The following is a 13713-nucleotide window of genomic DNA, read 5'->3' as shown; positions in this document are numbered from 1 at the left end:
CTCGCGAGGTCGGCGTCGGTTCGGGCGACGGCCTCGTGGGCTGCACGGGTGTACGCGAGGTCGACGACACCGGTCGCGACGCTCCCGGCACGCGCGACCCCCGGAGCGAGCAGTTCGACACCGGTCGCGGCGGTCGACGCCTCGTAGGCGGCGAACGCGTCGGTTTCGCCGGCCAGTTCGAGCCAGTACACGGGACTCCGTCCGGCCGCCCGCCGCATGAGCGTAGCGGATCCGAGCGACGGAACACGGCGGGACCCCGTGAGACGGGACGGTCGGATCGGTGCCGACAACCTTTTTACTCTTTTAAATCAGTATTTATGTAGTGATGGCCGATCCGAAGGATACGATCTCGATAGAGAACGTCGTTGCCTCGACCGGGATCGGACAGGAGCTCGATCTCCAAAGCGTCGCGATGGACCTCGAGGGGGCCGACTACGACCCCGAACAGTTCCCGGGACTCGTCTACCGGACCGCGGAGCCGAAGTCCGCGGCGCTGATCTTTCGATCCGGGAAGATCGTCTGTACCGGCGCGAACTCCACCGAGGCGGTTCACGAGAGCCTCGGGATCGTCTTCGAGAAGCTCCGGGCGCTACAGATCCCGATCGACGATGACCCCGAGATCACGGTCCAGAACATCGTCACGTCGGCCGACCTCGGCGAGAGCCTCAACCTCAACGCGATCGCGATCGGACTCGGACTGGAACACATCGAGTACGAGCCCGAGCAGTTCCCCGGGCTCGTGTACCGGATCGACGATCCGGACGTGGTCGCGCTGCTGTTCGGCAGCGGGAAGCTCGTGATCACCGGCGGTACCGACCCCGACGACGCCCGCGAGGCGGTGGACGTCATCGTCGAAGAACTGGACGGACTCGGCTTACTGGCCTGACTCGCGGGCGCGATCGACGCCGAACACACAGCGAACGCCACGTCCAGACGAACCCCGCCCGACCCAGCGAACGCCATGAGTCCCGTCGGACGGCCGTAGCCGGACCGGACCGATCCCGCGGTCCCTTTTAGGTCGTGGCACGTACCACCGGTATGTCCGTGGTGACCGCACAGACGGCGACGCCGACGGCGGTGTTGGGAACGACCGTCCTGTTCGCGCTGTTCCTCTCGCTCACCGCACACCTCGCCGCCCGCAACGTCCTCGATGGGGCCGATCCGCGACGGGCGCTGTACGTCGGGCCGCTACCGGCGGTCGTCGGGGTCGTCGGCGGCGCGTTCGCCATCCCGACCGCGGTGACGGTTCCGGTCGCGCTCGCGATCGACGCCGCGATGTTCCGCTGGAGCTATGAGATCGAGAGTCGTCGAGTACTCGCCGCCGTGACAGCCGTCCACGTCGTCGTGACCGTGCTCCTCGGCGTCGTCCTTGGCGGGATCACGCTCCTACTCGCGACCAGGCCGGGATAACCGTCGTTCCGGCGGTTGCCCCGCCCACGACGAGGTACGGCGACCGCGGGTTTCGGAATCGCCGGTCACGACTCACGGCGTCGGCGGATCACCGTCGTAGGCGTCGTGGTCGCCGTAGAAGTTCAGCATGGCGAACTTCAGCTTCTCCGGGTCGACGTCGAGTAGCTCCTCGCGCTCCTCGGGCGGGAACGCGCCCCGGACGGAGTATTTCCCCATATCCGCGGTCGTGTATCGGCGATCAGCGAGGATCCGGACGCCGAAATCGTCGGGGCCGCGGACAACGCGGCCGACTGCCTGGCGGGTCTTCCGGATCGTAGGGATCTCGACGGCGTACGCCCATCCCGGATCGCGGGCGCGGTCGCGGTCGGCGAACGCCCGGTCGTACGCCTCCTGGACCGCTTCCATCCGGTCCGAGAGGTGCGGATACGGCACGCCGACGACGACGACCGTCCGGGCGTCGTCGGCGTCGAAGCTCACGCCCTCCGCGAGCGTCCCCCACAGCGAGGTGAACAGCGTCCCGTTCTCGCTCGCGACGAACTCCCGTCGAAGCCGCTCCTCGTCCGTGCCCGAGCCGTCGAGAAACAGCGATCCGAGATCCGCGTCGGCGACCCCGGAATCGCCGCCGAGTCGTTCGTAGTACCGCTCCGCCTCGCCGTACGACGGAAAGAAGGCGAGCGTGTTCCCCGGGGTGAACCGGATCGCGTCGCGTAACAGGCCGGCGACCGCTTCCTGCGTCTCGGGGTCGTTACGTTCGGACGCGAACAGCGGCGGGATATCGACCGCGAACGTCCGTCGGTTCCTCTCGGGGTACGCCATCCCGTACGCGAGCGTGGCGACGTCCTCCAGTCCGAGCACGTCCTCCGTCACGTCGAACGGGCGGAGCGTCGCGCTCATCAGGACTGAAGCCGCGACCTCGTCGAACAGCGCCGACGTGACCGACCGCGGGATACAGGTGTACAGCTCCGCGCGGCCGTACACCTCGTCCGTCCCGGCGTCGCGGCGCACCGAGACGACCGGGTACTGGCCGAGTGCGGTCCCTTCCTCCATCCACGTCGCGACGAACCGGGCCGCCTGGAGGGTGGCCGACTCCTTTCGGCTCGTCGTCTCGCCCTCACGGTACTGTCGTTCGTACTCCTCGTCGAGCGCCCCTCCGAGCTGGACGGCGAGCTCGGTCTCGGTATCGATCCCCCGCCCCGCGTACCGGTCGAGGAACGCCATGGTGAGATCGTCGCGGCGGTTGTCGTTGGCGACGGAGACGTCCTCCCAGTTCTCTCCGACCCCTTCGCGCGCGCCGAAACCGAGGGCGTCGTCGTACGTGTCGACGAGCGCGTCCCGGAACGCGGTGAGCACGTTCTCGGCGGCTGCCGCGCGGGAGTCGTCGCTGTCGGCGAGCTCTTCAACCGCCGAGTCGAGCGTGTTCTCCGTGAGCGTTCGAGTCGCGTGCTCGCGGGCGGCGTCCTCGACGTTGTGCGCCTCGTCGAACACCGTGACGATGTCGGCGGGATCACGGTCGATCCAGCGGAAGAACTGCTCGCGGATGTTCGGGTCGAGGAGATGATGGTAGTTACAGACGACCAAGTCGACGCCCTCCATCCCCTCTTTCAACAGCTCGTACCCACAGAGGTCGCGCTCGTCGGCGTACGCGTACACGTCGTCGGGCGTGCGGACGTCCTCGAACAGCCACCCGAAGAACTCGTCGGTGTCGCGGGTGAGGTTGTTGTGATAGTGCTCACACACGTTCGCCGTCTCGAACTCGTCGAGCTCGCCCTCGACGTCGTCGAGCTCCTCCATGATCGCTTCGCGGGCCTCCGCAGCCCCCGCATCGCCCTCGCGACTCTCCGCGAGCAGCTCGCGCTGGCGCGCTTCCAGCTCGGCGACATCACGTTCGGTCTCGACGAGGTCACGGGTCGTATCGCGGAGTGTCTGACACTCCTGATAGTCGACGTCGATGTGACACATCGACGACTTCCCTTTGAACACGACCGCGCGGATCGGCTCGGTGCGGGTGATCGCCCGCGCGTCCTCGACGAACTGTCGCATCTGCTGGTGGACGTTCGTCGTGATGACGACCGTCCGATCGTGTTCGCGCGCGTGATCGAGCGCCGGCACGAGCGCCGAGAGGGTCTTCCCCGTCCCGGGCGCGCCCTCGAACAGCACGTCCTGGCCCCGGTCCAGGGCGTTGGCGATGCGGTCCATCGCCTCGCGCTGGTTCGGGTACGGCTCCTCGTACGGGAAGAACCGAAGATGCGACGACTCTGACACGGGTTCCGGTTCGTCGTCACCGCTCAAAAGGAGTCGGGTACCTCGGCGGAAGTGGAACGTGGCGGCCCTCCTCGTCGCTGGGGTCGGCCTCGGTCGCCGGGACGACGGCTCCGACCCGAGTCTCGTCGCCTGACCGTGGCGGAACGCGATGGACTCCGTCGCCGACTATGGGCGAGCGGGAGACGAGAACACGTCCGGTTATACGATGTCAGCTCCAAGGAGTCCCGTGGACGACTCCCCTGGGCCTCGACCGGAGTTACGTGCGGCGCTCGAAACGACACTCACCGCGGACGTCGGGTCGTTTCGTGAGACGGTCGACCGGCTCGGGACGGAACACGGATTCGGCACGGAACAGCTCACCACGACACCGGACACGTTCGATCCGAAAGGGGGCGTCACGGGCATGTCGGTTCGCGACCGGGAACTCGTGTGGCGTGCCTGGACGCTGGAGGCCGCGCCGATCGGGGTCGTACTCACCGGCCCGGCGTACCAGGACAATCCGGTGGTATACGCGAACCGCGCCACGTGCCGGCTCACCGGCTACTCCTTGTCGGAGTTGCGGGGCGGGAACCTCCGGCGACTACAGGGCTCTCGAACCGATCCCGATCCGGTCGGGACGCTTCGGGAAGCGATCCGCGGCTGGAGCAGCGTCACGGTCGAACTATATAATTACCGTGCCGACGGCACCCCGTTCGTCAATCGGGTCTCGATCGTTCCCGTTTCGGACGCCGACGGAACCGTGCAACACTGGTTCGGGTTACAGGCGGCCGTCCCGGACGAGGAGAGCGCGTCCGGCGTCCGTGTGCCATGTTCTCGCGACTAATCCCTTTGATTTGAAATTTAGAGTATATAAACTCTGGTGACACCGGTGTTACCAGCGCACGACCGAGGTAGGTATTCATGCCGACCCGGCGAGCTCCCAGCCGTTATGGCAACCGAAACCGCGACGGCAGCGAACGTATCGACGGAAACGGGCGACTGGCAGGCCGGCGTCGCCGGCGGACTGGTCGGGGGACTCGTGTTCGGTGCGATGATGTCGGTGATGACACCGCCCGTACTGGAGATGGGGATCCCGGCGATGTACGGGATCGAGGGTCCCGCCGGCGCTATCGGGTGGGCGATCCACATGTCCCACGGCGCGGTCATCGGGCTCGGGTTCGCGGCGATCGCGGGCCTGAAGCCGGACGTGAGCGAGTCGATCGGAACGAGCCTCGGCGTCGGCGCGGGCTACGGCCTCCTCGTCTGGGTCGCGCTCGCGGTGGTCGTGATGCCGATCTGGCTGGGCGCAGTCGGGTTCGGCGGCGCGCCACCGCTCCCGAACATCGGCGTCGAAAGCCTCGTTGGCCACGTCGTCTACGGCGTCGTCCTCGGCGGCGTCTACGCCGCGGTCGCGAACTGAGCGCCGCCGTACACGCCGGTCCGTCACCCCGCTTTTTAACCGGTCACGGCGTAGACGAGTAGCAACGAATGTTCGACGAGATCCTAGAGAAGTTCGAAGGATCACCAAGCCAGCAGGCCGTCATCAGACTGTTCTTGGAGCGCGGATTCTCCGTCAACGAGGAGGGACGGGTCGTTTCGGGCGGGATCGAGATCCCGTACACCGGGATCGCCCGCGAGCTCGACGTCGATCGGCGCGTCGTCGACTCGACGACGGACGCGATCCTCGCCGACCCCGAACTGAAACGGATCTTCACCAACATCTCTTCGGTGCCGAGCCTGATGGATCTGGCTCCCGTCCTCGATCTGACCGTCCTCACGATCGAGGTGGCGTCCGCCGGGGAGGCCGGGATCGTCGCCGAGGTGACGGGGATCCTTGCGGACCACGGCGTCTCGATCCGCCAAGTGTTGAGCGAGGACCCGGAGTTCACCGACGACCCCAAACTGTACGTGATCACCGACGCGGACCTCTCCGGGGAGCTGCTCGTCGAGATCCGGGAGCTGTCGTACGTTCGCCGCGTAGGCTTCTGATCGCGGGACGGTCCCCGCGTCGAAGGAGGCCGACCGTTTGGAACGGGTACCGACTCGTCGTCCGGTTTCGGGTCCCGACCGTCGTTCGGTTCCGTGTCTAGCCGTCGCTTCGCGTCTCCCCGTTGCCTCGCCTCTTCCCGTCGTTCCGCGGATTACCGTCGCTCCGCGGATTCCCGTCGCCTTGGCTCTTCCCGTCTTCAGTTTCGCGCCGAGACCGATCGGCGGAACCGGTGTGGTGCCTTATGAACGAAGACGAGCCAATCGAGGACGTCGACGGGTGAATTTTTACTTTCACTAGGGTGTTAACCAGGCTTTATATCCGAAGGGGAACAACGGTCGTGTACATGCCAGAAGACGAACTCGAGGACCTTCCCGGAGTCGGCCCCGCGACCGCGGACAAACTCGTCGAAAACGGATTCGAGAGCTACCAGTCGATCGCCGTCGCGAGCCCCGGCGAGATGTCGAACACGGCCGACATCGGCGAGTCCTCGGCCGCCGACATCATCAACGCCGCCCGTGACGCCGCCGACGTCGGCGGCTTCGAAACCGGCGCGACCGTGCTCGAACGCCGTCAGGAGATCGGCAAGCTCTCCTGGCAGATCGACGAGGTCGACGACCTCCTCGGCGGGGGTATCGAGACCCAGTCGATCACCGAGGTGTACGGCGAGTTCGGGTCAGGGAAGTCGCAGGTGACCCACCAGATGGCCGTCAACGTCCAGCTCTCGAAGGAAAACGGCGGCCTCGAAGGCGGCTGTATCTTCGTCGACTCCGAGGACACGTTCCGGCCGGAGCGGATCGACGACATGGTCCGCGGCCTCGATGACGAGATCCTCGCCGACGAGATGGAGCGGCGCGAGATCGAGGGGACACCGAGCGACGAGGAGGCGATGGAGGAGCTGGTCGCCGCGTTCCTCGACCAGATCCACGTCGCGAAAGCGTTCAACTCCAACCACCAGATCCTCTTAGCGGAGAAGGCGAAGGAGCTCGCGGGCGAACACGAGGAGAGCGAGTGGCCCATCCGGATCGTCTGTGTGGACTCGCTCACCGCCCACTTCCGCGCGGAGTACGTCGGCCGTGGCGAGCTCGCCGACCGCCAACAGAAGCTGAACAAACACCTCCACGACCTGATGCGGATCGGCGACCTGTTCAACACCGCCATCCTCGTCACCAACCAGGTCGCCTCGAACCCTGACTCCTACTTCGGCGACCCGACACAAGCGATCGGCGGAAACATCCTCGGACACGCCTCCACGTTCCGGATGTATCTCCGGAAATCGAAGGGGAACAAGCGGATCGTCCGTCTCGTCGACGCGCCGAACCTCGCCGACGGCGAGGCCGTGATGCGTGTCGAGGGTGCCGGCCTGAAACCGGAGTAGTCGGGATCGCGGAACGAGCGACGCGTCGTGAGAAACGCTTTACGAACGTCAATTTCCGCCGATATCGCTTGAGACACCCGATATCGCCGGTTTCGAACCGTGTACGCGATATCGGACGCACCGCCGATTGCAATTTTCGCCAGTAATCGGCGCGCCCGGAGTCGAGCGGGCCGATATCGAGTAGTCTGGCAGTAATTGACGGGAAGACAACAACACGTTCGTCCGGTTTTATCGCAACTATTGCCGGATCGTCGTCGGGAGAACGACCTTATATACCATCCATCCATCCTTATATTGGACGAGTTCAGTATTATTAGGTCTCTTTGTTGTGAAACCCAACTCGAACGTTTATATATTCGTATTCCCCGCAGTCGATACGTGATTCAACACATGAACACGAGCGAAACTGGCTGTCTAGAAGACATGCGTTCAGTTGAGGTGGTGTGGTCGTGACGACCGGCGTACTGGCGACGGTGGACCCGAGCGTCCTCGTGGAGGGGATCAACCTGATGTGGGTCGCCGTGGTCTGTTTCCTCATCTTCTTCATGCACGCTGGCTTCGCGATGCTGGAGGCAGGGCAGGTGCGTGCGAAGAACGTCGCGAACCAGCTGACGAAGAACTTACTGACGTGGGGTGTCGGGATCATCGTCTACTTCCTGATCGGCTTCGGTATCGAGGGGATCATTGGGGGCGGCGGCGTCTCCGTCGATGCACTCACGGCCGCCCTGACGGCGTCTGACGCCGGCTGGATCGGCTGGTTGTTCGGTGCCGTCTTCGCGATGACGGCAGCGACCATCGTCTCCGGTGCGGTCGCCGGCCGTGCGAAGCTTCGTGCATACGTCGCGTACGTGATCGCCATCTCGGCGATCATCTACCCGGTCGTCGCGGGGATCACCTGGGGCGGCGGGTTCCTCGCCGACCTCGGCTTCACGGACTTCGCCGGCGGCATGATCGTTCACGGTGTCGGCGGTATCGCCGGCCTGACGGCGGCGTACATGCTCGGGCCGCGCATGGACCGCTACGCCGAGGACGGTTCAACGAACGTCATTCCCGGACACTCGATGACGTTCGCGGTGCTCGGAACGCTCGTGCTGGCGTTCGGCTGGTACGGGTTTAACGTCGGGACGACCGCGACCGTCTTCGCGGTCGAGGACGGCGCGCTCACGCTCGACGGCTTCGCGGTGGTCGGTCGCGTCGCGATGGCGACGACGGTCGGGATGGCCGCCGGCGCCATCGGGGCGGCGATCGGGTCGCTGTACCTCACGAAGAAGGTCGACACGCTGTACGTCGCGAACGGGCTCCTCGCCGGGCTCGTCGCGGTCACCGGTATCGCCGACCTCGTCACCTGGTGGGGCGCCATCCTGGTCGCGCTGATCTGCGGCCTCCAGCTCCCCCTCGTCTTCGAGTTCGTCTCCGACAAAATGAAGATCGACGACGTCTGTGCGGTGTTCCCGGTCCACGGCTCCGCGGGCGTCATCGGCGTCTTGGCGCTTCCGTTCGTCCACGTCAACGGCTTCTCCATGGACCTCCTCGTCTCGCAAGTCATCGGGGTCGTCGTCATCACCGCGTGGACGGTGCTCGCGACGGGGGCCGTCTTCGGGGCGTTCAAGGCCGTCGGGCAGGCCCGCGTCACTCCTGAACACGAACGCGACGGGCTTGACGTCAGCGAACACGGCGTCGATACGTACCCCGAGTTCGGCAAGCCGAGCGTCGCGACCGACGGCGGCTCCTCCGTCGTCGACACCACCGAGGGCTCCCCGCGCGCCGACGGCGGCGAGGAAGCCGGCTCCGAGATCAAGATGGTCACCGCGGTCGTCCGTCCGGACAAGCTCGGAGCGATCAAACAGGCGCTCGCGGAGATCAACGCGCCCTCGCTCACCGTGACGAACGTCTCCGGTCGCGGGAGCCAGCCCGCGAAGAAGGGGCAGTGGCGCGGCGAGGAGTTCACGGTCGACCTCCACCAGAAAGTGAAAGTCGAGGTCGTGGTCGCCGACATCCCGGCCGACGAGGTCGCCGAGGCGATCGCCGACGCCGCCAAGACCGGCGAGCCGGGCGACGGAAAGGTGTTCATCCTCCCGGTCGAGGACGCCATGCAGGTGCGGACCGGGGCGACCGGGCCGGAGGCGGTCTGAAACACGGTCGAATCCACTGCCCGCGTGATCGGGGGGATCGACGCGAACCGAATAACGCGAACCGAATAACGCGAACTGAACGACGCTCGCGATCGGCGTCGAACCGCCCGGGCGACCGGGTTGCCAACGACTATTATTCCGGCGACGCAACCGACGCACATGGATCACGAACGCTCCCGTGAGCTGTACGACCGGGCGCTGTCGGTCATGCCGGGCGGAGTCAACTCCTCGGTCCGTGCGACGATGCCGCACCCGTTCTTCATCGAGCGGGGCGACGGCGGCCACGTGATCGACGCGGACGGTAACCGATACATCGACTGGGTGATGGGGTACGGCCCGCTGTTGTACGGCCACGAGATGCCCGATCCCGTCTCGGCGGCGGTCCAGTCGCACGCGGCCGCGGGCCCGATGTACGGCGCGCCAACGGAGATCGAGGTCGAACACGCGGAGTTCGTGGCGCGGCACGTCCCGAGCGTCGAGTCGATCCGGTTCGTCAACTCGGGGACGGAAGCGACGGTGTCGGCGGTCCGACTGGCGCGCGGGTACACGGACCGCGACAAGGTCGTGATCATGCAGGGCGGCTACCACGGTGCACAGGAGTCGACGCTCGTGGAAGGGACGCCCGAGAGCCACCACCCGTCGACGAAGGGGATCCCCGAGTCGTTCGCCGAACACACCCTACCGATCCCGTTCAACGACCCGGAGGCGGCGAAGGCGGTGTTCGCGGAACACGGCGACGACATCGCCGCGGTGCTCGTGGAGCCGATCCTCGCGAACACCGGCATCGTGATGCCCATCGACGGCTACCACGGGACGTTGCGGGAGCTGTGTGACGACCACGGGTCCCTGCTGATATTCGACGAGGTGATCACCGGGTTTCGGGTGGGGGGGCTCGGCTGTGCACAGTCGAAGTTCGGCGTCACGCCGGACGTGACGACGTTCGGCAAGATCATCGGCGGCGGGTTCCCGGTGGGCGCGATCGGCGGCCGTGCGGAGATAGTCGAGGAGTTCACGCCCGCGGGTGACGTGTTCCAGTCCGGCACGTTCTCCGGACACCCGGTCACGATGGCGGCCGGAAAGGCGTACCTGGAGTACGCCGCCGAGAACGACGTGTACGAGCACGTGAACCGGCTCGGGCGGCAGCTCCGTGAGGGGATCACGGAGATCTGCGCCGACCGCGCTCCGGAGTACACCGTCGTCGGGACCGACTCGATGTTCAAGACCGTGTTCACCCGGGAGGCCCCCGACGACGACGCCGACTGTTGTATGAGCGGCTGCCGGCAGGACCCGTCGTGTTCGCGGTACGAGTCGTGCCCCAAGACGGGGGCCGACGTCGCCGCCGCGGAGACGGATCGGTGGGAGCGCGTGTTCTGGCAGGGGATGAAAGACGAGGGCGTGTTCCTGACCGCCAACCAGTTCGAGTGTCAGTTCACCTCGTACGCGCACACCGAGGCGGACGTCGAGCGGACACTCGAAGCGTATCGAGCGGTGCTCTGACCGCCCTGGTCGTATCCCGAACGCCCGGACAGGCCCGTGCGCTTGCCGGCCGGCCGGATCGGCGGCCGGCGGCGCGATCGGGTTCGAAACCGTGACACGGGAAGGCGTGTGACGGAACGTTTTTATACGACTGATCAGTTATGTGTTCGTAATGACCGCGGCGGCTCGTCCGGCGGCCACGCTCTTCCGAGGCCGACGAGCCCCGCGACCGCGACGAGGCGTCCGACCGCGACCGGTTTCCGGCGCGGCGCGACGACCGGCCCCTCGAGGCCACTAACTTCACTTCCCTCGTCGCGTTCGCGCCGTTTCGTTCCGTAGAGTCACTGCTGTGTCCGTCGGTAGCGTCGTCTCTGCCAATTCTTTTCAATTACTAGATCGACGAATTTAAGGTCGTAAGCGTACTGTACTCTCGTAATGGCAAGCGTTGCACTCGCGTTCAGCGGGGGGCTCGACACCACGGTTTGTGTACCACTACTGAAAGAGGAGTACGGCTACGACGAGGTGATCGGCGTCAACGTCGACGTCGGACAGCCGACCGAGGAGTTCGACGAGGCGGAGGAGACCGCCGAGGCGCTGGGGCTCGATCTCCACGTCGTCGACGCGAAAGCGGAGTTCGCGGACCTGTGTTTCGACGCCGTAAAGGCCAACGCGACGTATCAGGGCTACCCGCTCGGGACGGCTCTCGCGCGCCCCGTCATCGCGGAGGCGATCCTCGGCGTCGCCGAGGACGAGGGGTGTGACGCGATCGCACACGGCTGTACGGGCAAGGGGAACGACCAGCTCCGGTTTGAGGCGGTCTGGCGTGGTTCCGATCTCGAAGTGATCGCCCCTGTCCGCGAGCTCGGGTTGACGCGGGAGTGGGAGATCGAGTACGCCGCCGAGAAGGAGCTGCCCGTCGAGGCGGGCGACGGTGGCGTCTGGTCGATCGACGAGAACATCTGGTCGCGCGCGGTCGAGGGCGGGAAGCTGGAGAACCCGAACTACGAGCCGCCCGAGGACATCTACGAGTGGACCGCCGAGCCGGAGGGGGAGACCACCATCGAGATCGAGTTCGAGGAGGGCGTCCCCGTCGCCGTCGACGGCGAGGCGATGGACCCCGTCCCGCTCATCCAGTACCTCAACGAGTACGCCGGCGGCTACGGGATCGGCCGCACCGACGTGATGGAGGACCGCATGCTCGGGCTGAAGGTGCGCGAGAACTACGAGCACCCGGCCGCGACGGTGCTGCTCACGGCACACGGGGCGCTCGAGGACCTCGTGTTGACGAAAAACGAGCGCTCGTTCAAGAAGGGGATCGAACAGGAGTGGTCCGAGAAGGCGTACCAAGGGTTGGTGTTCGCGCCCGTCGTCGACGCGCTCGACGCCTTCGTCGACGAGACGCAGGACGTGGTGACGGGCACGGCCACGGTGAAGGTCTCCGGCGGCAACTGCCGCGTCGTCGCTCGCGACTCCGAGTACGCGGTGTACTCCGAGGAGATGGCCTCGTTCAACACCGAGGACGTCGCCGGCATCGCCCAGTCGGACGCCACGGGCGTCGCGAAGTACCACGGGCTCCAAGAGCGTCTCGCCAACGACGTGAAAGCGAACGTCGAGCGGCCCGAGCTGACGACGGACGGGGGTACCGGAGCCGACGACGCGACGAACGAAACGAGCGAGTAACCACATGACCAGCGACGATCCCGGTACGGCCGTCCGCCGCGGTCGCTTCAGCGGCGGCCCCGCCCGCGAGTTCATGTCGAGCCTCGACGCTGACGAGCGAATCTTCGCGGCCGACCTCGCGGTGGACCGCGCGCACGTAGTGATGCTCGCCGAGCAGGGGATCGTCGACGACGCGATTGCGGGCGAGATCCTCGCCGCGCTCGACGACGTGGAGGCTGCCGGTCACGGCGCGCTTCCGGACGGCGAGGACGTCCACGAGGCGATCGAGACCGCAGTTATCGACCGCGTCGGCCCGGACGGCGGGCGCATGCACACCGCCCGCTCGCGGAACGACGAAGTAGCGACTTGTATCCGGTATCGGCTGCGCGGGGACGTGCTGGACGCGGTCGCGGCGACGCTGACGCTGCGCGAGGCGCTGCTGTCGGTCGCCGGTGAGCACACGGGAGCCGTGATGCCCGGCTACACCCACCTCCAGCCGGCCCAGCCGACGACCGTCGCTCACTACCTGCTCTCTTATGAGGGGGCGATCGCCCGCGACACGGAACGCCTGCTCGGCGCGTACGAGCGGACGAATCGGTCACCGCTCGGCGCGGCCGCGTTCGCGGGGACGCCGTTCGATATCGATCGCGACCGCACTGCCGAGCTGCTCGGGTTCGACGGGGTCGTCCGCAACTCGATGGACGCCTCGGCCGGCCGGGACTTTCTCGCCGAGACGACGGCGGCCCTCGCCACGCACGCGACGACGCTCTCGGGGATCGCGGAAGACCTGATCGTCTACGCGAACAAGGGGTTCTTGGAGCTGTCGGACGACTACTCGTCGACGTCTTCGATCATGCCGCAAAAGAAGAACCCGGACCCGGTCGAGCTGGTCCGTGCCACGGCCGGCACCGCGACTGGAGAGCTGACCGGATTGCTGACGACACTGAAGGGGTTACCACGCGCGTACAACCTCGACTTACAGGAGGCGACGCCGCACGCGTGGACCGCGGTCGATTCCGTGAGCGACGCGACGGAAGTCGTCGCGGGCGCGGTCGCGACCGCCGAGTGGGACGAGACGACGCTCGCGGACGCCGCGGGCGACGGGTTCTCGACGGCGACGCGGATCGCCGACCTGCTCGCGATGAGCGGCCTCCCGTTCCGGACGGCACACGAGATCGTCGCGACTGCCGCCACGTCGATAGCGGACGGCGACGACCCGGAAACGGCGGCCGCAAAAGTTGACGACGCCGCACGAGAGGTATCCGGTGAGTCCCTCTTCGAGCACGTGACCCGTGCGGACGTGGAACGTGCACTCGACCCGACCGCCAGCGTCGCGAGCCGCGACTCCGTCGGCGGCCCCGCCCCTGAGGCGGTGAGCGACGAGCTCGCCACGCTCGATGGGCGACTCGATGCCGACCAAGCCGGTCTCG

At 66.5% G+C, this 13713-nt stretch carries 11 protein-coding genes and 1 pseudogene; 10 read left to right on the top strand and 2 right to left on the bottom strand.

Annotated features, from left to right (window positions below; genetic code table 11):
* A pseudogene (locus ACFQEU_RS05485) lies at window positions 1–191 on the bottom strand (TIGR01177 family methyltransferase); the annotation flags it as partial.
* Between the two features lie 134 nt (window positions 192–325).
* Here ACFQEU_RS05485 and ACFQEU_RS05480 point away from each other — a divergent pair.
* Both ACFQEU_RS05480 and ACFQEU_RS05475 read left to right on the top strand, forming a co-directional pair.
* Window positions 326–886 (top strand): TATA-box-binding protein, encoded by a 561-nt coding sequence (locus ACFQEU_RS05480; RefSeq protein ID WP_379780056.1) that lies wholly within the window; start codon window positions 326–328, stop codon window positions 884–886.
* A 152-nt stretch (window positions 887–1038) separates the two neighbouring features.
* Window positions 1039–1410, top strand: a complete 372-nt coding sequence (locus ACFQEU_RS05475; protein ID WP_379780054.1) for a DUF7473 family protein — start codon at window positions 1039–1041, stop codon at window positions 1408–1410.
* 72 nt (window positions 1411–1482) lie between these two features.
* Here the strand turns inward: ACFQEU_RS05475 and ACFQEU_RS05470 are convergent, their stop codons facing one another.
* Window positions 1483–3672, bottom strand: coding sequence for an ATP-dependent DNA helicase (locus ACFQEU_RS05470; RefSeq protein WP_379780051.1), 2190 nt, complete (start codon window positions 3670–3672; stop codon window positions 1483–1485).
* 226 nt (window positions 3673–3898) lie between these two features.
* Between ACFQEU_RS05470 and ACFQEU_RS05465 the strand changes: the two genes are divergently transcribed.
* The 8 genes from ACFQEU_RS05465 to argH all read left to right on the top strand — a co-directional run.
* On the top strand, window positions 3899–4495 hold the full coding sequence (locus ACFQEU_RS05465) for a PAS domain-containing protein (RefSeq protein ID WP_379780048.1): 597 nt from the start codon (window positions 3899–3901) through the stop codon (window positions 4493–4495).
* Between the two features lie 105 nt (window positions 4496–4600).
* Window positions 4601–5071: a histidine kinase gene (locus tag ACFQEU_RS05460; protein WP_379780046.1), complete on the top strand. Its 471-nt coding sequence runs from the start codon at window positions 4601–4603 to the stop codon at window positions 5069–5071.
* A 68-nt stretch (window positions 5072–5139) separates the two neighbouring features.
* Window positions 5140–5640, top strand: a complete 501-nt coding sequence (locus ACFQEU_RS05455) for an amino acid-binding protein (RefSeq protein ID WP_379780044.1) — start codon at window positions 5140–5142, stop codon at window positions 5638–5640.
* A 344-nt stretch (window positions 5641–5984) separates the two neighbouring features.
* Window positions 5985–7016: a DNA repair and recombination protein RadA gene (radA, locus tag ACFQEU_RS05450; RefSeq protein WP_379780042.1), complete on the top strand. Its 1032-nt coding sequence runs from the start codon at window positions 5985–5987 to the stop codon at window positions 7014–7016.
* A 449-nt stretch (window positions 7017–7465) separates the two neighbouring features.
* A complete protein-coding gene (locus ACFQEU_RS05445) occupies window positions 7466–9148 on the top strand; it encodes an ammonium transporter (RefSeq protein WP_379780058.1) in 1683 nt (560 codons plus the stop codon).
* A gap of 159 nt (window positions 9149–9307) precedes the next feature.
* A complete protein-coding gene (gene hemL / locus ACFQEU_RS05440; protein ID WP_379780040.1) occupies window positions 9308–10645 on the top strand; it encodes a glutamate-1-semialdehyde 2,1-aminomutase in 1338 nt (445 codons plus the stop codon).
* 414 nt (window positions 10646–11059) lie between these two features.
* Window positions 11060–12304: an argininosuccinate synthase gene (locus ACFQEU_RS05435; RefSeq protein WP_379780038.1), complete on the top strand. Its 1245-nt coding sequence runs from the start codon at window positions 11060–11062 to the stop codon at window positions 12302–12304.
* A 4-nt stretch (window positions 12305–12308) separates the two neighbouring features.
* On the top strand, window positions 12309–13713 hold a 1405-nt coding region (argH, locus tag ACFQEU_RS05430; protein ID WP_379780036.1), incomplete at its 3' end, for an argininosuccinate lyase.

The sequence above is a fragment of the Halorubrum tibetense genome (assembly GCF_042661865.1).
In the GTDB taxonomy this organism is placed as follows: Archaea; Halobacteriota; Halobacteria; order Halobacteriales; family Haloferacaceae; genus Halorubrum; species Halorubrum tibetense.
This window is presented reverse-complemented; position numbering and strand designations above follow the sequence as displayed.

What these genes read in the sequence shown, in the direction of transcription:
- ACFQEU_RS05480 (WP_379780056.1), top strand. Translation starts at nt 326, where the DNA reads ATGGCCGATCCGAAGGATACGATCTCGATAGAGAACGTCGTTGCCTCG.
- ACFQEU_RS05475 (WP_379780054.1), top strand. Translation starts at nt 1,039, where the DNA reads ATGTCCGTGGTGACCGCACAGACGGCGACGCCGACGGCGGTGTTGGGA.
- ACFQEU_RS05460 (WP_379780046.1), top strand. Translation starts at nt 4,601, where the DNA reads ATGGCAACCGAAACCGCGACGGCAGCGAACGTATCGACGGAAACGGGC.
- ACFQEU_RS05455 (WP_379780044.1), top strand. Translation starts at nt 5,140, where the DNA reads ATGTTCGACGAGATCCTAGAGAAGTTCGAAGGATCACCAAGCCAGCAG.
- radA (WP_379780042.1), top strand. Translation starts at nt 5,985, where the DNA reads ATGCCAGAAGACGAACTCGAGGACCTTCCCGGAGTCGGCCCCGCGACC.
- hemL (WP_379780040.1), top strand. Translation starts at nt 9,308, where the DNA reads ATGGATCACGAACGCTCCCGTGAGCTGTACGACCGGGCGCTGTCGGTC.
- ACFQEU_RS05435 (WP_379780038.1), top strand. Translation starts at nt 11,060, where the DNA reads ATGGCAAGCGTTGCACTCGCGTTCAGCGGGGGGCTCGACACCACGGTT.